Here is a 21,990-nt window from a genome sequence, read left to right as displayed (position 1 = left end):
ATCAAACATTTATCTAAAATTTAATCAAATAAAATAAATTATGAAAACAAAACAAATAGTCTTAATTACAGTGGTTATTATTTTAATAATAGCAATTTTTACAAATCCAAATCAAGCTGCACATAAAGAAAAAGTAAAATCTACAATTACATCTTTATACCAAAAACAATTGAAAGAAAATGAAACTACTTCAAGCAATGGTTTTGAAGCCTTAGGAAGTTTATTAGGAACTACTCTAATTAATACAATGGTTGAAAATGGGGTTAGTTGTGATAATTATATTCTTTTCTCTATTACAAAATTCACATATGAAGGTCAAGAAAAATCAATTGGCTATGGTCTTTTAGGGAACGTTTTTCTTTCTAATAAAATAGAAGATGCTTTTAATAAAAAATAATGAGTATTCAACTAATTAAAAAATCCTAAACAATGAAAAATTATATCATTATAATTCTATCTTTTTTTATTTTTTCAAGTTCATTTGCCCAAGATGCAAAAAAAGAAATTGAAAAAGAAAAAACAAAAATGGATGCATTTGCATCAAAAACAGGCACAATTATGAAGTTTGTTGATTTTAATTTATCTGGAATAAAACAATCCTATGGCAAATTAATTGAAACAAGAATAAGGAAAATAAGTTCTGGATCTTTATCTACCTATTTCTACCAAATAGTAAAAACTGGTCAATATAGTAATCCAACTGCATCGATTGAATATAATGATTTGATTGAAGTTATAAAAGCGATTCAGCCATTAAAAACTGATGTCGAAAAAGATTTAGCAACTAATCCTGATTATCTTGAAAATAAATTTACAACGGTAGATGGTTTCCAAGTTGGATATTATATTAGTAAAGGCAAATCAACTTGGTATTTAAAATTGGAGAAATATGGTTCCGATAGTTCTGTATTTATTGATAATGTAAATCAAATTGAACAATATTTTGAAGAAGCAAAAAGTAAAATTGACGAAATAAAAAATAAATAAAATGGAAAGAGAAACAGTAAGATCATCAAATTTAGCATCAATCGGTTATGATGAAATAAATAACATTCTAGAGATAGAATTTAATCACGGTGGAGTTTATCAATATCTAAATGTACCCTTAGATGTTTATGAAGATTTAATGAATGCAAATTCACACGGAACATATTTTTCAGCCAACATAAGAAATAACAGTAGATACAGAACAATAAAGCTTTAATTTTATGGAAAGATATAGAAACTCAAGTGGAAATTCAGGAGTATCTGGTTATGAAATAGGAAATGACTATATTAGGGTCAAATTTACTGGAAATTCAAAAACTTACCAATACAGTTATCAAGGAAAAGCAGGAAAAAATCACGTTGATAACATGAAGTCTTTAGCACGAAGTGGTTCAGGTTTGAATAGTTATATTAATTCTTATGTAAAATTTAAATATGATTAATAAATGAAAATAAATAATTTAAAGATTTCTAATTGGAGATCAATAGTTAGTGAAAATGTTTTTTTTGAAGATTTAATGATATTCATTGGTCAAAATAATCATGGAAAATCAAATGTATTAAGTTCTATTCTGTTTTTTTTTGGAGAGATTAATCATCAAAATTTAGATTTTAATGGTGATTGGATTGAATTATGGGTAGAAATTGAATTTGGAGAATTATCAGAAGCAGAAAATACTACTTTTAAAAAATATGTTTCATCGGATAATAAAATAAGAGTTAGAAAAACGGCAACAAAAAACGGAACATTCATATATAATGGATATATTGAAGAACCTAATGAAGATTGGCTAAAAGAATCTAAAATTTCTGAATTAAAAAAGAGAGAGATTGCGGAAACTTTACCTCTATCTTCATTCTTGCCTGAAAAAGGAGCAATAACAATTGAGCAATTCAAATTTGCTCAAAGCGAATACATTAAGGAAAATATTGCAAATTTGGAATTCAACTATAAACTTGAGAAAACAAATTTTTTAGGGTTAAAAAATGTTGCTAAAGGAAGTTTTGGGGATTTGTTTTTTATTCCTTCAGTAAAAAATGCTTCCGATGAATTAAAGCCAAATGGAAATTCTCTTTTTGGTCAACTTTATTCTAGAGTTATAAATAAAATATCTGAAAATAATCCACAATTTATTGAAGCTAAAGAGAAAATTATAGCATTGACAAAGATTCTTAATAAAACAAATATTGATGGAGAATTAAATACCTCAAGACCAACAGATTTGACAACCTTAGAAACTTTATTAGATGATGAATTATTAAGTTGGGATACAAAAATTGATATTCAAATTTCTCCACCAAATGTTGATGATATTTTTAGAGTTGGAGCAAATGTTTCAATCGATGATGGAATTAAAACTGATATTTCGCGAAAAGGACATGGATTACAAAGAGCTTTAATTTTTGCTTTAATTAAGGCGTGGTCAAAAGTAATAAAACAAGATAGAGCAGAATTAAATAACGACGAAGTTTCTGAAGGCTCAACTCGAAGAGCTTCAAGATCTACTTATTTTATATTTGAAGAACCCGAATTATTTTTACATCCACAAGCACAAAAAGAATTATTTTCTTCTTTAGTAAATTTGTCTAGAGATGAAAGTCAAGTGATTTTATGTACACATTCAAGTTCTTTTTTAGATTTAGAATTTCATAAATCTATTTGTATAGTTAAAAAAGAAAATATAGTTGATGGAACAAAAATTTTACAATATATAAATGACGTTTTTACTGACGTCGATGATAAGAAAAAATTCAATTTAAGTTATTGGATTAATCCTGAAAGGAGTGAACTATTCTTTGCAAAAAAGGTAATTCTTGTTGAAGGTCAAACAGATAAAACAATTATACCTATGATTGCTAAATCACTAGGTACTTTTAGGTACGATTTTACCATAATTGACTGTGGAAGTAAAAGTAACATTCCACTATATATTAATTTACTAAATAAATTTAAAATAAAATATTCAGCAGTTTATGATAAAGATCATCAAGCTAATAAAGATTCTAACGGATGGGCTAGTGCTGATATATCAACTAATATAATTGAGGAATGTATTGACAATTCTATTGGTAGAACGCATATATTAATAAATGATATTGAAGAAGAATTAGGAATGACTGAAAAAGTATCCAGTGGTAAAGCATATAAAGCTATAAGTTTTGTTATTAATGACGATTTTATATTATCAGAAACATTTAAGCAAAAAATCTTAGAAATATACAGCGAGTAATCATGTCAACAATAAAAATCAACCAGCAACTTAAACGCATAGAAATCAAAGAATTCGAAATTGAAAACCCCATTGTTTTCAACTACTTTGATAATTTATCAGCTACTGAACGCGATGAAAAATTGCTTCGCGCTATCTACATTGGTGTTTTAGCATTAATGGAGGATAGAATTTCAGCTTTTTTAGCCAAAACCAATAACGAGTTAGGTACAGAATTAGAAAGTCTAAAAATGATTTTCGAAATGAAAAAAGAGTTGTTTTATAAATCTACCATCAAAGGAACTCTAGCCGAAGATGAAATAGCAGGATTTTTAAACAATTACTTTTCAGAAAAAAGATTAAAAGACAGAGCTTTCTTAACAGGAAATACAGCAGGAAATCTTCCTAAAAACAAAACAGGAGATATTATTTGCGAAGTAAATGGCTCACCTGATTTAAAGATTGCCATTGAATGTAAGTTTGATAAAAGCATTCGTTTTGGAGAAATAGAAAACAAAGAAATCTTTACTCGGAAAACAGATACAGCGTGGAGTCAATTAATAGAAGCTCAAGCCAACAGAGATTCAAAAGTGAGTATCATTGTTTTTGATATTTCGTTAGTAGATAATTCTATTCTCAAAAACTTTGACAATGTTGGTTACATTCCTGAAATAGGTTTTGTAGCCATTATTAATTCTCAAAAAGGAGATTATTCAAATCTCATAATTGCTTATATGTTAGCTCGTGATATTGCAACAAATGCAAAAGAAATAGAGTTTGATAAACACCTATTGTCGATAATTGTAAATAGGATAATCAAAGACATTAACGAAATTCTTTCAGTGAAATTATTAGTTTTAAATAACATCGAAAATAACAAAGCCATTCTAAAACAACTTGATAAATCAATGCTTTTGATGGAATTCAATCAAGAATATTTAAAACGCTTTTTAAGTCAAGGTACATTAACTAAGAAAGATTTACTTGATTTTTATATGGGAGAAGACGTTAAAGACAGATTTAAGTTGATTGAAAAAGAAATAAATGAAATATAATCCATGAGAATTTATTTATTCTTTATAATTTCACTTTTCATCTCCTGCAAAAAATTTTCATCAAATGCAGAAGAAACCCAATCTTTTTATAAAGAACAGAAAAACGTTCAAAAAATCAAACCCGATGACATAGAAACTATCACTCAAGAGGAAGCTAAAACATTACATAAAGACAAAAAATTCGATTATGAATATCGAACTGGAACTTCAAAAAATTATGAGTATAATTATGATATTGTTGGGACTAATGAAGATGGAAACCAAATCACAGGAAGCATAATTATAAAAGGCAAATCTGGTGCTGGAAAAATTGAAGATGATAAAGGCAACGAATATGAGATTGAAGTTGAATGGTATGATTACGGAAAATTAAAAGGCGTTGATGAAAACGGCATTACCTTTGAACTAACGGTAGAATAATTATGTAGTTTTACATTCATATTCCAAAATACAAACTTACCTTATACAAAAATATCGCATATCGCAATATGCGATATTTTTTTATAAAATATTGTAAAATAACATAATATGTTATAATATTGCATATCGCAATATGAAATATTATAAATTATGGTAGCATCAAAATACAATATGAAGCCTCAAGATATTTTGGTTTTATTAAAAATCATCGCATTAGACAGCAAAGAATGGCAACAACTTATATTGGCACAAGAATTAAATATGAGCCAATCCGAAATTAGTCAATCTTTGCAACGCTCCAAATATGCTCAATTACTTGATTTTTCGGGTAAAAAAGTCAACAAAATAGCTTTTTATGATTTTTTAATACACGGTATGAGCTATGTTTTTCCGCAAAGACCAGCAGCAGTAGTACGAGGTATTGCAACAGCACATTCAGCAGCACCAATAAACGAAATGATACAAGCAACAGAAGTATATGTTTGGCCTTATGCCAAAGGAAACATAAGAGGACAGGCTATTATTCCGCTTTATAATTCCGCTGTTGATGCAAGTTTAAAAGATGCTACTTTATACGAACTCTTGGCAATGGTAGATGTACTGCGAGTTGGAAGCACAAGAGAAAAAGAAATGGTAAAATTAGAATTAAAAAAAAGAATCTTGGATGAGTAAATTTATTGACATTCAATCGCTCCTAAATGTAGCATTAGGCTTGAAGGAATTAAGACAAAAAGTAGTCTTTGTTGGTGGTGCTGTAATCAATCTTTACAACGACGACCTAGCTTCGGAAGAAATAAGACCTACTGAAGACATTGATATAACTTTAAAAACAGGAAACTATTTTGAATGGGCTACCATTCAAGAACGCCTTTCAGAACTGGAATTCTTCCCTGACCCATTCGGACATGCTATTTGCAGTTATAAATTCAAAGGAATTCCGATAGATATTATGCCTGCAGAAAACAGTGCCATTGGAGATTCCAATAGTTGGTATGCTCCAGGATTCAAAGATTTAAAAAAAGTTGTGATTGGGAATAATATAAGCATTCAAATTTTGAGTGCACCCTATTTTTTGGCTACAAAATTTGAAGCATTTAAAAATAGAGGTTTTAACGATTACAGAGGTAGTCACGATTTTGAAGATATTATATTCGTATTAGACAACAGAACTACAATAGTTAATGAAATTTTAGGTGCTGATGAAGCTGTAAAAAGGTATCTAAAAAAAGAAATTCTCTTTTTAAAAAGCCACAAAAATGCAGATGAGATATTGTCTATGCACATTCACCCCTTAATTGTTAAGGAACGGTTTGAACTATTAATGACCAAAATAAATAGGATTACAGAATAATGAAAAAAATATTCCTATTCCTTTTACTATTCAACACTTCCCTATTCTCCCAAACCAAACTCCTATCTTGGAACATCGAAAATTTAGGAAAATCAAAATCCGATTCTGAGATTACTTTTATAGCTAATACAGTCAAAGAATTTGACATTATTGCCATTCAGGAAGTTGTGGCAGGTTATGGCGGATCGCAAGCAGTTGCAAAACTTGCCGATGAACTCAATCGCAAAGGCACAAAATGGGATTATGTTATCAGCGAACCTACTAGTAGCAGTGCTTATAAAACCGAGCGCTATGCTTTTATCTGGAAGACAAGTAAAGTAAAACTCAAAGGCAAAGCATGGTTAGAGCAGAAATACAATCTAGAAATAGACCGCGAACCCTATTTTGCTACTTTTGAACTAGATAAAAAAACAGTTACTATCGTAAACTTTCATGCTATAACCAAAAGTAGACAACCAGAAACCGAGATAAAATATTTTAAATTATTACCTCTAGAATATCCAAGTCTAAATTTGATGTTCGTAGGAGATTTCAATTGTCCACAATCGCACACTGTTTTTAATCCGTTACGAAAAATGGGTTTTACTTCTGTTTTAGCAAATCAGAAAACATCATTGAAACAAGAATGTATTGCAGAAGAATGTTTAGCGTCAGAATTTGACAATATATTTTATGACACTTCAAAAATTAATCCCAAAAGTGCTGGAGTAATTTCGTTTTACAAAAGCTTCAATTCTTTACAAGAAGCCAGAAAAATTTCGGATCACGTTCCTATTTGGTTTGAATTTTATTTGAATTAATCAAAAACCTCCAATTTTCCCCCATCAAAACTTGCAAAAACCATACTTGGATGGGAATCTTGGTGAAATATATTCCCATTATTATCAATGGCAATTGCTCCCGCAAAACCATCAAAAGGTTTTAACTCTTGAAATGTTTTTTCAAAAGCAGATTCCAAAGTAAATCCATCAGTAACACGAGTTACAATCTTAGCAGCAACTGCTCCGCTCACAATATCTTCGCCAACACCTGTTAAACTCACGCCACAAAATTCATTAGCATAATTCCCAGCAACAGTTGCCGAGTCAGATATTCTTCCTGGAATTTCGAACCCTTTTCCGCCTGTTGATGTGGCAACGGCAAGTTTTCCGTTTTTATCCAAAGCTACACAACCCACAGTTCCAATTCCTAACGCTTTTAATTTCGCTACATATTCAGCTTTGCGTTGAGGAATTTCGGTAGAAAATTGTTCGAAACCGTGTTGTCTTGCAAAATTAGTAGCACCACTTCCGCCAAGTACTTTATCATCATAATTCAATAAAACTGCAGCAACTTGAATGGGGTTTTTTACGTCTTCTATATTGATAACGCCACTCATTTTCTGGGTTTCACCATCCATTAAAGCAGCACTCATTCTGATTTTTCCATCGCTCTGAATTTGAGAACCAATGCCAGCATTAAACAATTCATCATCTTCCAAAAGTGAAACTGCAAAAACCACAGTTTCAACTGCCGAATGTGTTTTCAAAAATTCAAACGACTCTTTTACAATTCGCTCCAAAGCTTTTTGCTTCGCAACTTTTGTTTCGTGATTTGTCGTTGATTCAGAGAAAAAACCGCCGTGGATAATAATTTTCATGTTTAGCAGATTGCAGAATTTAGAATTCTAGAAATAATCTAAAATCTAAATTTATACGTATTGTGAAGATTGAATAGTCATTTTGTAAGTATCCAGATTGAAAGTGTCGTGTTTACTCATAACGTGAGTTACCAAATGCGAAATCGAGATGGGTTGTCCTAGTTCAACTTGCGTCAAGTTGGTGTCTTTTATCTCACGACCATCAACCAGTATAACCAGTCCAGAACCTATGGCTTCCATTTGTCGTCCATTTGTAATTAGCAAACCTGTGTCCTCACCAAGTCCTATTCCGAGTACTTTTGGGTTACCCACAACCGCTTGAAAAAGTCTACCAATTCTACCTCGTTGCACAAAATGAGTATCAATAATCACATCAGCAATTAGTCCTAAACCGCTGGTAATTTTCACTTCCCCTTTGAGCAAAGCTTCAGAACTGCTGCCTTGATAAATCATATTATTTGAAGCCGCAGCAGCTCCAGCCGAAGTTCCTGCATATATAAAATCTTCGTGAAAATATTTTTCCAAAAGGATATCGTGAAACGCAGTTCCACCAAGAATTGATGTCAAACGCAATTGATCTCCACCCGTAAAAATCACCACATCAGCTGCTTTTAATCGCTCTAAACTTTCAGCGCTCGAAGCTTCTTCACGTTTTTCGATGTTCAAAACTGCTACATTATTTGCATTAAGACTGCTTAAAGCCTTGACATATTCAGGTCCAATTTCTTTTGGAATTTTCGAAGCTGTTGTAATCACCTCAATACGAGAGAGTTCTTTATACTTCGATTCATCAATGATTCTTTTTAGAATTCCTTCTTCAAAAAAATTCAGGTTCTTTGCAGCGCTTTTATCCAAATCAGTTTCAGTAAAACTGCCTTTGTCTACTGCACCTCCTATTATTATAAGTTTTCCACGTAGGTTCATTTTGTAAAAATAGCTAAAAACATAAACTGTGCAATTGAAGTCGTGTTTTTTTTCAAAGAATTTATAACCAAAAAAAGTTAATAATTTTAAAACCGTATTTACTTTGATAACTAACTTAAAAAATTTAATTTAGTTGAATTATATTCATTTTTTTTATAAAATCACAACGGTTATTTTATTATATTTATCAATTAGTAAATATTCAATAACTCATTTCCAATTAATTATCAATATCCTAACCTTTCTGTTTTATGAAAATATTAAAAGTACAAGCACTTCGTGGACCGAATATTTGGAGCGTACAAAGAAAAAAATTAATCCAAATGCGATTGGATTTAGAAGAAATGGAGCAATCCCCAACTAATAAAATCGAAGGTTTTAGAGAACGATTAGAAGTCATGTTCCCAACAATGATTGAGCATCGCTGTTCCGAAGGTTGTCGTGGTGGTTTTTTTATGCGCATCGAAAAAGGAACTTGGATGGGACACGTTATCGAACATATCGCACTCGAAATTCAAACTTTGGCTGGAATGAATACCGGTTTTGGAAGAACACGCGAAACCAAAACTCCCGGAATCTACAATGTAGTTTTTAGTTACACCGAAGAAAATGTAGGCCTTTTTGCAGCCGAAAGTGCCGTTGCAATCGCCGAGTCATTAATAAATGCAACCCACTATGATTTAGATGCAGATTTACAAAAAATGCGTGAAATCAGAGAACGTGTTCGTCTTGGTCCATCTACTGGAAGCATCGTTGAAGAAGCAGTAGCTAGAGATATTCCTTGGATTCGACTGGGTACAAACTCCTTAGTACAACTGGGTTATGGTATTAACCAAATGCGCTTTCAGGCCACAATTACTTGTAAAACGAGCAGTATTGCTGTGGATATTGCTTGTAATAAAGAACAAACCAAAAAAATGCTCGACCTTGCCTCTATTCCTGTGGCAAATGGCGGAATATGCGTTGATGACGAAGATTTAGAAGAAACCATTAAAAAAATTGGGTATCCAATTGTGATAAAACCATTGGACGGAAATCACGGAAAAGGTGCTTCTATAAATGTAAAAAAATGGGAAGATGCAGTTGAAGGTTTGGCATACGCCAAAAAATACAGCCACAGAGTTATTGTCGAAAAATTTATAACTGGGTATGACTTTAGAGTTTTGGTGATTGACAATAAATTAGTTGCTGCAGCAAAACGAGAACCTGCTCATGTAAAAGGCGACGGCAAACAAAATATCCAACAATTAATTGATCAAACTAATCTTGATCCAAAACGTGGTTACGGTCACGAAAATGTGTTGACACAAATAGATGTCGACAGAGACACTACCGATTTACTTGAAAAATTAAACTACACATTAGAAACAATTCCAAAAAAAGACGAAGTAGTTTATCTAAAATCGACAGCAAATTTAAGCACCGGCGGAACTTCTATTGACGTTACGGATATGATGCACCCAGAAAATATTTTCCTGTGTGAGCGAATTTCACGAGTAATAGGACTCGATATTTGCGGTGTAGATATAATGGCCGAAAACCTAACACAACCTTTAAAAGAAAATGGGGGTTGCATTCTCGAAGTAAACGCTGCACCAGGATTTAGAATGCATCTTGCGCCTTCCGAAGGATTGCCAAGAAACGTAGCTGCACCAGTAATTGATATGCTTTATCCTCCAGGAAAAACATGTCGCATTCCTATAATTGCCGTTACAGGAACCAATGGGAAAACTACTACAACAAGGCTTTTGGCGCATATTGTAAAAAATAATGGTTTCAAAGTTGGCTTTACCACATCTGACGGAATTTATATCCAAAATCACATGATGGAAAAAGGCGATACCACTGGACCAATAAGTGCTGAATATATATTAAGAGATCCAACAGTTGAATTTGCTGTTTTAGAAACCGCGAGAGGAGGAATTTTACGCTCTGGATTGGGTTTCAGCCGCTGTGATATTGGAATAATAACTAATATTCAGGAAGACCATTTAGGAATAAGTGACATTCACACTCTTGATGATTTAGCAAGAGTAAAAAGCACTGTTGTCAAAAGCGTTAAGAAAGACGGCTGGGCAATTTTAAATGCCGATGACGAACAATGTATAAAAATAGGGAATGAGTTGAGCTGTAACGTTGCTTATTTTAGCATGGATGAAAACAATGCCTTAATCAAGAAATTAGGTGCCGAAGGTAAAATTGTGGCTGTTTATGAAAACGGTTTTATTACTATCAAAAAAGGAGAATGGAAAATCAGAATCGAACGCGCAACTCATGTTCCGCTTACACTTGGGGGAAAAGCAAAATTTATGATTGCCAATGTTCTTGCGGCAACTTTAGCAAGTTATTTATGGGGTTTTAAAACCGAAGATATTAGTTTGTCCTTACAAACATTTATTCCGAGTGCAGCACAAACTCCAGGTAGAATGAATATTTTTGAATTCAAAAAATTCAAAGTTTTGATCGATTTTGCCCACAATGCTTCGGGTTACAAAGGTGTTGAAGAGTATTTGCAAAGTGTAACAGCTACCAAAAAAATTGGAATCATAGCAGGAGTTGGTGACCGTCGTGACGAAGATATAAAAGAATGTGCTGCAATTGCAGCAAGAATGTTTGACCATATTATTATTCGTCAAGAAAAACATTTGCGTGGCAGAACCGAAGAAGAAATTATTAATTTAATCATGGAAGGAATTGCTGAATCAGGTAAAGAGGTAACCCATGAAATTATTAAAAAAGAAGTTGAAGCCATAAAACATGCAATCGACAATGCAGAAGATGGCAGTTTTATCACAGCATTAAGCGATGTTGTAACTAATGCAATTGAGATTGTTCAGGAATATTTGGATAAAGAAAATGAAGAAGGAAATGAATAATTTATTTAATTGATTAAACAAGAAATCCAATCATTACGATTGGATTTCTTGTTTAATCAAAACACCGACATGCCTGTTTTAGTCGTTAATAATTCTAGAGCATTCATTCCAAGTTCAGAGTTTCCTTTTTTATTTAATCGTGGTGACCAAGTGGCAACAACAAAATTTTTAGGAAATAAAGCCGCAATTCCGCCACCAATTCCGCTTTTTCCGGGTAAACCAACTCTGTAAGTAAACTCGCCTGACTCGTCATAGAAACCACAGGTTTGCATTAAAGCATTCAATCGTTTGACTTGGCTTTGCGTTAAAACTTGCACTCCAGCTTTGGTCTTTCCTTCATTGGCAAAAAAGAAAAAAGAATGTGCGAGTTCTTTGCAGGTCATTTCTACAGAGCATTGGTGAAAATAAAAATCTAAAACAGTTTCTACATCATTATGTATATTGCCAAACGACTTTAAAAAATTAGTTAGAGCAGCATTTCTAAAACGAGTATCTTTCTCTGACTGTGCTACTTTTAGATTAAAATCAATGGTTGGACTTCCTGAAATCATTCGGATGAAATCTAGAAAATCTTGTTTTGGATTTTCTAAATGGGTAACAAGCATATCCGCAATTACTATTGCACCAGCATTTATAAATGGATTTCTTGGAATTCCTAATTCATATTCTAATTGAATTAACGAATTAAACGAACTTCCCGAAGGTTCAACTCCAACACGTTTCCAGATTTCTTCATCTAAAAACGAAAAAGCAAGTGCTACTGTCAGTGCTTTTGACACACTTTGAATAGAAAATTTTTCGTTACTATCCCCAATTCCAAAATCTTGTCCATCAATAGTTGATATATGCATTCCAAATTTATCAGGATTTACTTTACTCAATTCGGGTATTGAAGTTGTTAAATTTCCCGTTATTGAAAGCGATTTTAGCTCTATATAAATTTCTTGTAAAATAGTTTCGTATTTCATATCTGGGTATATTTCGAAAAATACTTATGTCTTCAATTTTTTCTTTTTGGCAGCTGGAAAGAGAACATTATTTAAAATTAATCGATAACCTGGCGAATTGGGGTGTAAATCCAATACTGTTGCTGGATCGCCAACTTGATGTCTGTAATCCTCTGGATCATGTCCACCAAAAAAAGTAAACATTCCTTTGCCTTTTTGACCATGGATATAACGTGCTTCACCGTTGAGTTCACAGGTTCCCATATTTAAAATATTCGATTTAATAAGAGAAGCATCAAAAGCAGTAGTTTGACCCATAAATCCTTTTATGAGTTGGGTATGATTTTGACACAACATACTGGGAATTGGATCCCATTTTGCTGAAAATTCCATTAAAGTAAAATAATCTTTTTCCATAGGGATTATCCTTTTTTCGGTCATGTCAATATTTGAAAACTCATAGTGATCGGGTCTTCTGTCTAGAATAAAATCCTTAAAAGCAAAAGAATTTGAATAATTAATTTTTGATTGATAATTCGCTTCACTTGCATCACCATCAAACATGGTTTCACAAATATCAACTCCATCTGCAGCCAAAGCTATGTCAAAACTATCTGTTGCAGAACACATGGCAAACATAAAACCACCACCAATGACAAAATCTCTAATTTTTTTTGCAATATCAGCTTTCTCCTCAGATACTTTTTTATATCCAAGTTTTGTAGCTAATGCTTCGGCAGTTGCCTTTTGATCTATGTACCAGGGTGAATTCCTGTTGGAACCAAAAAATTTTCCGTATTGACCCGTAAAATCTTCATGATGCAAATGCAACCAATCGTATAGAATTAATTGATCACTTAATACTTCTTGGTCATAAATAGGAGTAAATGGAATTTCGGCGTAGGTCAAAACTAGTGTAACAGCATCGTCCCAAGGTTGTTTCCCGCTGGGTGTATAAACGGCAACTTTTGGTGCTTTTTCAAGTACAACCGCTTCCATATTTTGTGATGGACTGGAGATTTCTTCGAGAATTTGATTGGTTTCAGCATCACTTAACACTTCAAAACTTACGCCTCGAATTTGACATTCTTTTCTGATTTCTGATGCATCGGCTAATAAAAAAGAACCGCCTCGATAATTGAGTAACCAACTTGCTTTGTATTTTTTTTCGATACACCAATAGGTAATTCCGTAGGCTTTAAGGTGATTTTGTTGCGTGGTTTCGTCCATTGGCAACAAAATAAACGAAGCTTTGACTGTAAACGAAATCTGGATTAGAATAATTAAGAAAACTTTTTTTAGCATCATTGTGGGTGTTTAATTGCTAATTGTTTGTATTTGTAGTTAGCAAATATACTTGTTTTTTTAGCTCATGAAGTTAAATAAATGTTAGAAACCATAGCTATAATATTGATTTAAAAAGGCATATCACTATAATCATCATTCAAATTACTGCCAAAAGCTTCGTTTGCCGTAGGAAGACTTTTAGTTTGAAAAGGGTTGTCGTCATGATTCATTTTTGAAGGCAAATCATCATAACTTCCGGTATAATCTTCGAGGTTATCAAATTTACCCAGATTACCTATGAATTTTAATCTAATGCTTTCGAGAGAACCATTTCTGTGTTTTGCAATTATAAATTCGGCTTGACCGGCAGTTGGCGATTGTTCATCATCATCCCATTCATCAATTTTATAATATTCAGGTCTGTAAATAAAGGATACAATATCCGCATCTTGTTCAATCGCACCTGATTCCCGAAGGTCAGACAGCAAAGGTCTCTTACTTGATCCACGCGTTTCAACGGCACGGGATAATTGAGAAAGTGCGATTACAGGAATACTTAATTCCTTTGCGAGTGCTTTTAAGTTTCGGGATATTGTAGAAATTTCTTGTTCTCTATTTCCAGCGCCTTTCCCGTTTCCGCCAGCGGTCATTAATTGTAAATAATCAACTATAATTAATTTTATACCGTGTTGCGATGCTAATCGTCTGGCTTTTGCTCTTAAATCAAAAATCGAAAGTGAAGGAGAATCGTCAATAAAAAGGGGTGCTTTTTCCAGATTTTTTACTTTTACACTTAACTGTTCCCATTCGTGTTTTTCTAATTTTCCGGTACGTAATTTTTCAGAGGACAATCCTGTTTCTGAGGAAATCAATCGTGTAATTAATTGTACGGAAGACATTTCGAGCGAAAATAATGCTACAGGTAATTTACTGTCAATGGCAATATTACGAGCCATAGATAATACAAATGCAGTTTTGCCCATTCCTGGTCGAGCCGCTATAATAATCAAATCACTGGGTTGCCAGCCGGATGTAATTTTATCTAATTTGTCAAAACCTGTTGCAACTCCGCTTAAACCTTCTTGTTTGGCTATTTCCTCAATTCGTTTTTTGGCTTGTAATACTAAACTTTGTGCTGTTTCGGAACTTCGTTTAATATTTCCCTGAGTAACTTCGTATAGTTTTGATTCGGCTTTGTCTAATAAATCGAATACATCGGTAGTTTCATCATAAGATTCTTCGATAATATCAGATGATATTCTAATCAAACTTCGTTGTATGTATTTTTGGAGGATAATTCTAGAATGAAACTCAATATGTGCCGAAGAAGATATCTTTTGGGTGAGCTGAATCAGGTAATAATCGCCACCAGCAAGATCTAACTTTGCGTTTTTTCGCAATTGAGCAGAAACTGTTAATAAGTCAATTGGTTGAGTATCTGTAAATAATTGAACGATAGCTTCAAAGATAAATTTATGTGCTTCTTTATAAAATGCATCGGGTTGCAAAATGTCAATTACCTCATCTACTCCTTTTTTATCAATCATCATGGCACCAAGCACAGCCTCTTCTAGGTCTAAAACTTGAGGTGGTAATTTACCTTTTTCGAGATTGATGATATTCGATTTTTCGGTTTTAATTGAGCTTAAATTTCTAACATTTTCCATGTAGCGAAAGTAACAAAAAATAAAAAAACATAATCATTGAGTTATTACAAAGAAATGTTTATAACCCCTTTTTTTTGTTAATAACCAAAAAAAAATCCATCTTGTAAGGATATACAAGATGGATTACTAATTGTAATAAATTTTTATTCTTTAAATTCACCCATTTTACTGTATTTATCCATTCTTTGAGCAACTAATTCTTGTGTTGATAAGTCTTTCAATTCATTATACCCTTTCATGATATATTGTGCTACTGTTTTGAAAGTAGTTTCTCTATCAAAGTGAGCGCCACCAAGAGGTTCTGGAATAATATCATCTACTAATTTTTGCTTTTTCATATCGGAAGAAGTTAACTTTAAAGCCTCGGCAGCTTGTTCCTTATAATCCCAGCTTTTCCATAAAATTGAGGAACACGATTCTGGTGAAATGACTGAATACCAAGTGTTTTCTAGCATATATACTTTATCCCCAACACCTATTCCTAATGCACCTCCGGAAGCACCTTCGCCTACAATTACAACAATAATAGGGACTTTTAAACGAATCATTTCAAAAATATTTCTAGCAATTGCTTCACCTTGTCCTCGTTCTTCGGCTTCAATTCCTGGAAATGCACCTGGAGTATCAATAAAAGAGAGCACAGGAATTCCAAATTTTTCTGCCATTTTCATTAATCGCAATGCTTTTCTGTACCCTTCAGGATTTGCCATCCCAAAATTTCTATATTGGCGTGTTTTGGTATTATATCCTTTTTGTTGGCCAATTATCATGAATGATTGCCCGTCAATTTTTCCTAAACCACCAATCATTGCCTTGTCATCTTTGAAACCTCTGTCGCCATGAAGCTCTAAAAAAGTATCTCCACAAATAGCATTAACATGGTCTAATGTGTACGGTCGGTCTGGATGTCGTGAGAGTTGTACTCGTTGCCAAGCCGTTAAATTTTTGTAGATTTTTCTCTTGGTTTCTACTAATTTTTTATTAATTTGAATGCAAGTATCGGTAACATCAACATTTGACTCTTGACCAATTATTTGGCATTTGTCTAACTGATCTTCTAGTTCTTTGATAGGAAGCTCAAAATCTAAATATTCCATAGGATTTGTGCGTTTTTAGTTTTAATTCGAACTGCAAATATAAATTTAATATTATCAAAAAGTTTATTTAGTGTCTAAATAAAAATAAATTCACAATGAAATTAAGTGAAAATTAGTCTTCTTTTGCCTTAAAATAGTGTTTAAAAACTCCGTTTAAGATAATCGTAATTATAATTATTAGTGATCCTAAATAAAATTCTAGGCTCATTTTTTCTTTTCCGCCAAGGATAAAATAAGCCAAAATTATTCCGTAAACGGGCTCTAAATTTGTGGTAAGCATCACCGTATAAGGCGTTAATTTTCTCATGACTTTGATTCCTGCGGTAAATGCATATGCAGAACAAACTGATGCTAAAAGCAGGATTAAAACCCAATCTTTAAAAGTCAATACAAATAATTCAAGTTTGAATTTCCCTTCAAACAAAAAGTAAATGCTAATAAAGAGAAATCCGGCAGAAAACTCATAAAAAGAGAGGAGAGTTGGCTCATGCTTCTTGATTAATTTTCCGTTAATAAGCGTCATTAAAACGCCTAGAATTATAGAGAGCAATGCGTATAACATTCCTTCTAAATACTTGATTTCTACTTGTAAAATTAAAGTGAGTCCGCCTATAATGACAAGTCCAAATACCACTTCATACCAAAGAATTTTACGCCCATAAAAAATTGGCTCCAATAACGAAGCAAAAAAAGCGCCTAAAGAAAAAATGGACAATGTAATAGATACATTGGATACCTGTATTGCCTTGAAAAAAAAAATCCAATGCAACGCAATTATCAATCCTACAACAATTAGATTTGTTAATTGTTGTAGCGGAATTCTAAAAGTTCGTTTTGTGAAAAAAATATAAAAAGCAATAAATAAAGCGGCAAAAAACATTCTAAACCACACCAAAGCATCAGCTGCAATGGTAATTAATGCACCTAAAATTGCTGTAAATCCCCAAATAAATACAATTAAATGAAGGTTTAAATAACTTTTTAATTTATCGTTTTGCATTCCGTAATAAATAAACTGCTAGAATACCAAAAACTATATTTGGAAACCAAACAGCCAATAATGGAGAAACATTAGACTTTTCGGCTAGTGTACCAAATATTTTATCAAAGAAAACAAAAGCAAAAGCTAGTGCAATTCCTATGGCTAAACTCAATCCCATTCCGCCTCTTCGCTTCATCGAAGATACTGCTACTGCAATAATAGTAAGTATAAATGCCGAAATTGGAATGCTAAATTTTTTATACAAAACCACTAAATACACATTGATATTAGAAGAACCTCGACTTCTTTCTTTCTCTATAAATTGATATAATTTTCGTAAACTTAGTGTCTCTGCAATATAAACAACAGGCGTTAAATCTTCTAAATCAAAATTAAATACCGCATCTTTTTTCTCCCCTTTTTCAATCTTATCTTCTAATTCTCCAACAGTCCTTTTAGTATAATCGTACATGGTATATGTACTATCTTTTGGGTTCCACTGTATTCTACTTGCAGTGATTTTATACTCTAATTTATCTTTTTTAAATTTTTCTAGAACAAAATTAAATCCCACTTTTGATTCGGGACTAAAACTATTAACATAAATAAATTCGGAGTTACTAATTTGCCTGTAGACATCGGTATTATCACCTCGCATCAATTCTTTTCCACCTCCTTTTAGATACGTATATCTAAAATTATTAAAACCCTCACTCGATTTTGGAACAATAAAAAATCCCATTAATAAAACAAATACAGAAACTATTGTAGCACCTATTAAAAAGGGTCTCAAAAATCGTGTAAATGAAATACCTGAACTTAAAATGGCAATAATTTCGGTATTATTTGCCAATTTTGATGTAAACCAAATAACCGATAAAAACAAAAAAATTGGAAATAAAAGACTCGTAAAGTATATGGTAAAATGATAATAATAAATTGCTATTTCAACAAATGGGATATTGTTTTCGAGCATTTTATTAATCTTTTCTGATACATCTATAATGATCCCAATTGGCGCAAAAAGCAGTAACATAGCCGCAAAAGTGGATAAATATCGTTTCAGTATGTATTTGTCAATTATTGTAAGCATATAAAGTTTGTTTGGTTATTTGGTTATTCGGTTATTCGGTTCACAAATAACCGAATAACCAAATCCACAAATTTATAGCCTTTGGCTCATATTTTTTACCATCATTTCTTTCCAAGTTCTAAAATCTCCCGCTAAGATATGCTTTCTGGCCTCACGAACCAACCACATATAAAAACCCAGATTGTGGATCGTTGCAATTTGTTTTCCGAGGTATTCATTGGCAGCAAACAAGTGGCGTAAATAAGCTTTAGTATATTCGGTATCGACAAAAGTGTGTCCCATTTCATCTAAAGGCGAAAAGTCATCTTCCCATTTTTTATTTTTAATATTAATAGTTCCATTAGATGTAAACAACATTCCGTTTCGTGCATTTCGAGTGGGCATAACACAATCAAACATGTCGATTCCCAGAGCAATATTTTCGAGAATATTTATAGGAGTTCCTACGCCCATTAAATAACGTGGTTTATCCTCAGAGAGAATTTCGCAAACCACTTCGGTCATTGCATACATTTCTTCGGCTGGTTCGCCTACAGATAATCCACCTATAGCGTTGCCTTGTTGATCTGAATTTGCTATATATTCAGCTGATTGCTGGCGCAAATCTTTATACGTACTTCCTTGAACAATAGGAAAGAATGTTTGATCATAACCATATTTAGTAGGCACTTTCTCTAAATGGTTGATACAACGATCCAACCAGCGGTGCGTCATGTGCATAGAGCGTTGTGCGTACTTATAATCACATGGATAAGGTGTACATTCGTCAAAAGCCATGATAATATCGGCTCCAATCGTACGTTGAATTTCCATTACATTTTCGGGCGTAAAAAAATGATACGAACCATCGATATGCGATTTAAACTTAACACCTTCCTCTTTAATTTTTCTATTTGCCGAAAGGGAATATACTTGATAACCACCAGAATCAGTCAAAATATTCCGGTCCCAATTCATAAATTTATGCAAACCACCCGCTTTTTCAAGAATAGCAGTTTGGGGACGCAAATACAAATGATAGGTGTTTCCCAGAATAATATCTGGATTAATATCGTCTTTCAATTCCCGCTGATGCACTCCTTTGACCGAAGCAACTGTACCAACAGGCATAAAAATTGGGGTTTCAATCACACCGTGATCTGTAGTTATCGAACCCGCTCTGGCTTTGGTATGCGGATCTTTTTGTAATAAATCAAATTTCATAAATATACAGTTCTCCCGACCGTTCGGGTGCGCAAAGATAAATTATTTAGAATTTAGTCCCGACAGTTCCAGATTTAATTTAAGATTTAATTTAACTCTATTATTTGGGCGTGTCCCTTCAGATTGCTACGTCATTCCTCCTTGCAACTTCGGGTCAGGCTATCCGTTTCAATCTTTTTTTCGTGCCTCAAAAAAGGATTTCCACTACTATCCTTCACGCAAAAAAAAATCTTAATAACTTTTCAAAAGTCTATCATCTATTTGTCCTTCATCTATTATCTAAAAAACATATATTTGCACCAGTTTAACTTTTACACACAAAATGAAGCCTAACACACAACAATTAAACGACTTAACAACTCAAGTCAGAAGAGACATTCTTCGTATGGTACACGCAGTAAACTCTGGTCATCCTGGAGGGTCACTGGGTTGCACAGAATTTTTGGTTTCCCTATACCAAAACTTAATGAATAGAAAAGAAGGTTTTGACATGAACGGTCAAGGAGAAGATTTATTTTTTCTTTCAAACGGGCATATTTCTCCTGTTTTTTATAGCGTTTTAGCACGAAGCGGTTATTTTCCAGTTTCGGAATTGGCTACATTTCGATTACTAAATTCACGCTTACAAGGCCATCCTACAACTCATGAAGGTTTACCGGGAGTGAGAATTGCTTCGGGTTCGCTAGGACAAGGACTTTCAGTAGGAATTGGTGCGGCACAAGCCAAAAAATTAAATGGCGACAACCATATTATTTACACACTTCACGGCGATGGCGAGTTGCAAGAAGGACAAAACTGGGAAGCCATAATGTATGCTTCGGCAAAAAAAGTAGACAATCTTATTGCTACCATTGACCTCAACGGAAAACAAATTGACGGAACCACAGACGAAGTTCTAGCCATGGGAAGCATACGAGCAAAATTTGAAGCTTTTGACTGGGATGTTCTTGAAATAAAAGAAGGAAACAACATCGAAGCAATTATTGCAGGAATGACGGATGCAAAATCAAGAACTGGAAAAGGAAAACCTGTTTGTGTTCTCTTGCATACCGAAATGGGTAACGGTGTTGACTTCATGATGCATACTCACGCATGGCACGGTAAAGCACCAAACGATGCTCAGTTAGAAAATGCTTTAAGCCAAAATGCTGAAACTTTAGGAGACTACTAAATAATTATGAATTTTAAATAATGAATTATGAATTTTCATAATCATTCAATTTTTAAATCATTCAATCTTTAAATTAAGTAATGAAAAAATACACAAATACAGGAAGCAAAGATACTCGTTCAGGTTTTGGAGCGGGAATGACAGAATTAGGAGCGAAAAATGAAAATGTCGTTGCACTTTGTGCAGATTTAATTGGTTCCTTAAAATTTGATGATTTCAAGAAAAATCATCCAGAACGTTTTTTCCAAATTGGAATTGCCGAAGCCAATATGATTGGAATTGCAGCTGGTTTAACTATTGGAGGTAAAATCCCATTTACAGGAACTTTTGCTAACTTTTCGACAGGGAGAGTGTACGATCAAATTCGTCAAAGCGTAGCTTATTCTGATAAGAACGTAAAAATTTGTGCTTCACACGCAGGGTTAACACTTGGTGAGGATGGCGCAACACATCAAATCCTAGAAGACATTGGACTTATGAAAATGTTACCCGGAATGACCGTAATTAATACCTGCGATTACAATCAAACCAAAGCGGCGACACTAGCAATTGCAGATCATCATGGTCCAGTTTATTTGCGTTTTGGTCGTCCAGTTGTACCCAATTTTATGCCTGCTGACGAACCTTTCGAAATTGGAAAAGCTATCCTTTTGAACGAAGGTAGTGATGTAACTATTATTGCTACGGGACATTTAGTTTGGGAAGCTCTTATTGCTGCCGAAGCATTAGAAGCTAAAGGAATCTCTGCCGAAGTAATCAATATTCACACTATAAAACCACTAGACGAAGCGGCGATTTTAAAATCATTAGCAAAAACCAAATGTATCGTTACCGCCGAAGAGCATAATATTCTTGGTGGTCTTGGCGAAAGCGTTTCAAGAGTTTTAGCATTGAATCATCCAGCTCCACAAGAATTTGTCGCAGTTCAAGACAGTTTTGGCGAAAGCGGAACTCCAGAACAACTCATGGAAAAGTACAAACTAAACAATCAAGCGATTGTTGACGCTGTTGAAAGAGTGATTAAAAGGAAATAGAATTTACAAAATTTAAACCTTTGTAAAAGATTAATTAGAAAAAAAAT

At 33.2% G+C, this 21,990-nt stretch carries 22 protein-coding genes; 13 read left to right on the top strand and 9 right to left on the bottom strand.

Going from position 1 to position 21,990, the window contains the following annotated elements; genetic code table 11:
- Positions 1-40 precede the first annotated feature (40 nt).
- From RMO53_RS03895 to RMO53_RS03850, 10 genes are all read left to right on the top strand, one after another.
- On the top strand, positions 41-397 hold the full coding sequence (locus RMO53_RS03895; protein WP_310378218.1) for a DUF4359 domain-containing protein: 357 nt from the start codon (positions 41-43) through the stop codon (positions 395-397).
- A gap of 32 nt (positions 398-429) precedes the next feature.
- Positions 430-987 carry a hypothetical protein gene (locus RMO53_RS03890; RefSeq protein WP_310378216.1) on the top strand — a complete coding sequence of 186 codons (558 nt, stop codon included), beginning with the start codon at positions 430-432 and terminating at the stop codon, positions 985-987.
- A 1-nt stretch (position 988) separates the two neighbouring features.
- Positions 989-1,204, top strand: coding sequence for a KTSC domain-containing protein (locus tag RMO53_RS03885; RefSeq protein WP_310378214.1), 216 nt, complete (start codon positions 989-991; stop codon positions 1,202-1,204).
- A 4-nt stretch (positions 1,205-1,208) separates the two neighbouring features.
- Positions 1,209-1,430 (top strand): hypothetical protein, encoded by a 222-nt coding sequence (locus RMO53_RS03880; protein ID WP_310378212.1) that lies wholly within the window; start codon positions 1,209-1,211, stop codon positions 1,428-1,430.
- A gap of 3 nt (positions 1,431-1,433) precedes the next feature.
- Positions 1,434-3,218: an AAA family ATPase gene (locus tag RMO53_RS03875; protein ID WP_310378210.1), complete on the top strand. Its 1,785-nt coding sequence runs from the start codon at positions 1,434-1,436 to the stop codon at positions 3,216-3,218.
- A gap of 2 nt (positions 3,219-3,220) precedes the next feature.
- On the top strand, positions 3,221-4,252 hold the full coding sequence (locus tag RMO53_RS03870; protein WP_310378209.1) for a hypothetical protein: 1,032 nt from the start codon (positions 3,221-3,223) through the stop codon (positions 4,250-4,252).
- 3 nt (positions 4,253-4,255) lie between these two features.
- On the top strand, positions 4,256-4,672 hold the full coding sequence (locus RMO53_RS03865) for a hypothetical protein (protein ID WP_310378207.1): 417 nt from the start codon (positions 4,256-4,258) through the stop codon (positions 4,670-4,672).
- Positions 4,673-4,822: 150 nt separating this feature from the next.
- The gene (locus RMO53_RS03860) at positions 4,823-5,344 is read left to right on the top strand and encodes a hypothetical protein (RefSeq protein WP_310378205.1); all 522 of its coding nucleotides are present in this window, start codon (positions 4,823-4,825) and stop codon (positions 5,342-5,344) included.
- Positions 5,337-6,023 carry a nucleotidyl transferase AbiEii/AbiGii toxin family protein gene (locus RMO53_RS03855; protein ID WP_310378204.1) on the top strand — a complete coding sequence of 229 codons (687 nt, stop codon included), beginning with the start codon at positions 5,337-5,339 and terminating at the stop codon, positions 6,021-6,023. Before RMO53_RS03860 ends, RMO53_RS03855 begins: the two co-directional genes overlap by 8 nt.
- Positions 6,023-6,823 carry an endonuclease/exonuclease/phosphatase family protein gene (locus tag RMO53_RS03850; protein ID WP_310378203.1) on the top strand — a complete coding sequence of 267 codons (801 nt, stop codon included), beginning with the start codon at positions 6,023-6,025 and terminating at the stop codon, positions 6,821-6,823. Before RMO53_RS03855 ends, RMO53_RS03850 begins: the two co-directional genes overlap by 1 nt.
- Here RMO53_RS03850 and RMO53_RS03845 read toward each other — a convergent pair.
- The gene (locus tag RMO53_RS03845; protein WP_310378202.1) at positions 6,820-7,662 is read right to left on the bottom strand and encodes an isoaspartyl peptidase/L-asparaginase; all 843 of its coding nucleotides are present in this window, start codon (positions 7,660-7,662) and stop codon (positions 6,820-6,822) included. The two genes, RMO53_RS03850 and RMO53_RS03845, sit on opposite strands and share 4 nt — an antisense overlap.
- Positions 7,663-7,713: 51 nt before the next feature.
- Complete coding sequence (locus RMO53_RS03840; RefSeq protein WP_310378200.1) at positions 7,714-8,586, bottom strand: cyanophycinase; 873 nt, start codon at positions 8,584-8,586, stop codon at positions 7,714-7,716.
- 251 nt (positions 8,587-8,837) lie between these two features.
- Between RMO53_RS03840 and cphA the strand changes: the two genes are divergently transcribed.
- Positions 8,838-11,462 (top strand): cyanophycin synthetase, encoded by a 2,625-nt coding sequence (cphA, locus tag RMO53_RS03835; RefSeq protein WP_310378199.1) that lies wholly within the window; start codon positions 8,838-8,840, stop codon positions 11,460-11,462.
- Between the two features lie 56 nt (positions 11,463-11,518).
- Here the strand turns inward: cphA and RMO53_RS03830 are convergent, their stop codons facing one another.
- The 7 genes from RMO53_RS03830 to tgt all read right to left on the bottom strand — a co-directional run bounded on the left by RMO53_RS03830 (position 11,519) and on the right by tgt (position 19,738).
- Positions 11,519-12,430, bottom strand: a complete 912-nt coding sequence (locus RMO53_RS03830; RefSeq protein ID WP_310378198.1) for a glutaminase — start codon at positions 12,428-12,430, stop codon at positions 11,519-11,521.
- 24 nt (positions 12,431-12,454) lie between these two features.
- Positions 12,455-13,717: an asparagine synthetase B gene (locus RMO53_RS03825; protein WP_310378197.1), complete on the bottom strand. Its 1,263-nt coding sequence runs from the start codon at positions 13,715-13,717 to the stop codon at positions 12,455-12,457.
- 107 nt (positions 13,718-13,824) lie between these two features.
- Entirely contained in the window at positions 13,825-15,363 is a 1,539-nt protein-coding gene (dnaB, locus tag RMO53_RS03820; protein ID WP_310378196.1) for a replicative DNA helicase, read from the bottom strand.
- A 143-nt stretch (positions 15,364-15,506) separates the two neighbouring features.
- A complete protein-coding gene (locus RMO53_RS03815; protein ID WP_310378194.1) occupies positions 15,507-16,460 on the bottom strand; it encodes an acetyl-CoA carboxylase carboxyltransferase subunit alpha in 954 nt (317 codons plus the stop codon).
- A gap of 112 nt (positions 16,461-16,572) precedes the next feature.
- Positions 16,573-17,460, bottom strand: coding sequence for a DMT family transporter (locus tag RMO53_RS03810; protein WP_310378192.1), 888 nt, complete (start codon positions 17,458-17,460; stop codon positions 16,573-16,575).
- Positions 17,447-18,535 (bottom strand): LptF/LptG family permease, encoded by a 1,089-nt coding sequence (locus RMO53_RS03805; RefSeq protein WP_310378190.1) that lies wholly within the window; start codon positions 18,533-18,535, stop codon positions 17,447-17,449. The genes RMO53_RS03810 and RMO53_RS03805 overlap by 14 nt, the downstream gene beginning before the upstream one ends.
- A gap of 72 nt (positions 18,536-18,607) precedes the next feature.
- Entirely contained in the window at positions 18,608-19,738 is a 1,131-nt protein-coding gene (gene tgt, locus RMO53_RS03800; protein ID WP_310378188.1) for a tRNA guanosine(34) transglycosylase Tgt, read from the bottom strand.
- A gap of 322 nt (positions 19,739-20,060) precedes the next feature.
- Here tgt and RMO53_RS03795 point away from each other — a divergent pair, with 322 nt between their 5' ends.
- Complete coding sequence (locus RMO53_RS03795; protein ID WP_310378186.1) at positions 20,061-20,909, top strand: transketolase; 849 nt, start codon at positions 20,061-20,063, stop codon at positions 20,907-20,909.
- Between the two features lie 80 nt (positions 20,910-20,989).
- Complete coding sequence (locus tag RMO53_RS03790; RefSeq protein WP_310378183.1) at positions 20,990-21,943, top strand: transketolase C-terminal domain-containing protein; 954 nt, start codon at positions 20,990-20,992, stop codon at positions 21,941-21,943.
- The last annotated feature ends 47 nt before the right edge of the window (positions 21,944-21,990 follow it).

The organism is Flavobacterium sp. (assembly GCF_031409475.1).
In the GTDB taxonomy this organism is placed as follows: Bacteria; Bacteroidota; Bacteroidia; order Flavobacteriales; family Flavobacteriaceae; genus Flavobacterium.
The sequence above is the reverse complement of the archived record's forward strand: the minus strand, read 5'-3'. Positions and strand labels throughout refer to the sequence as shown.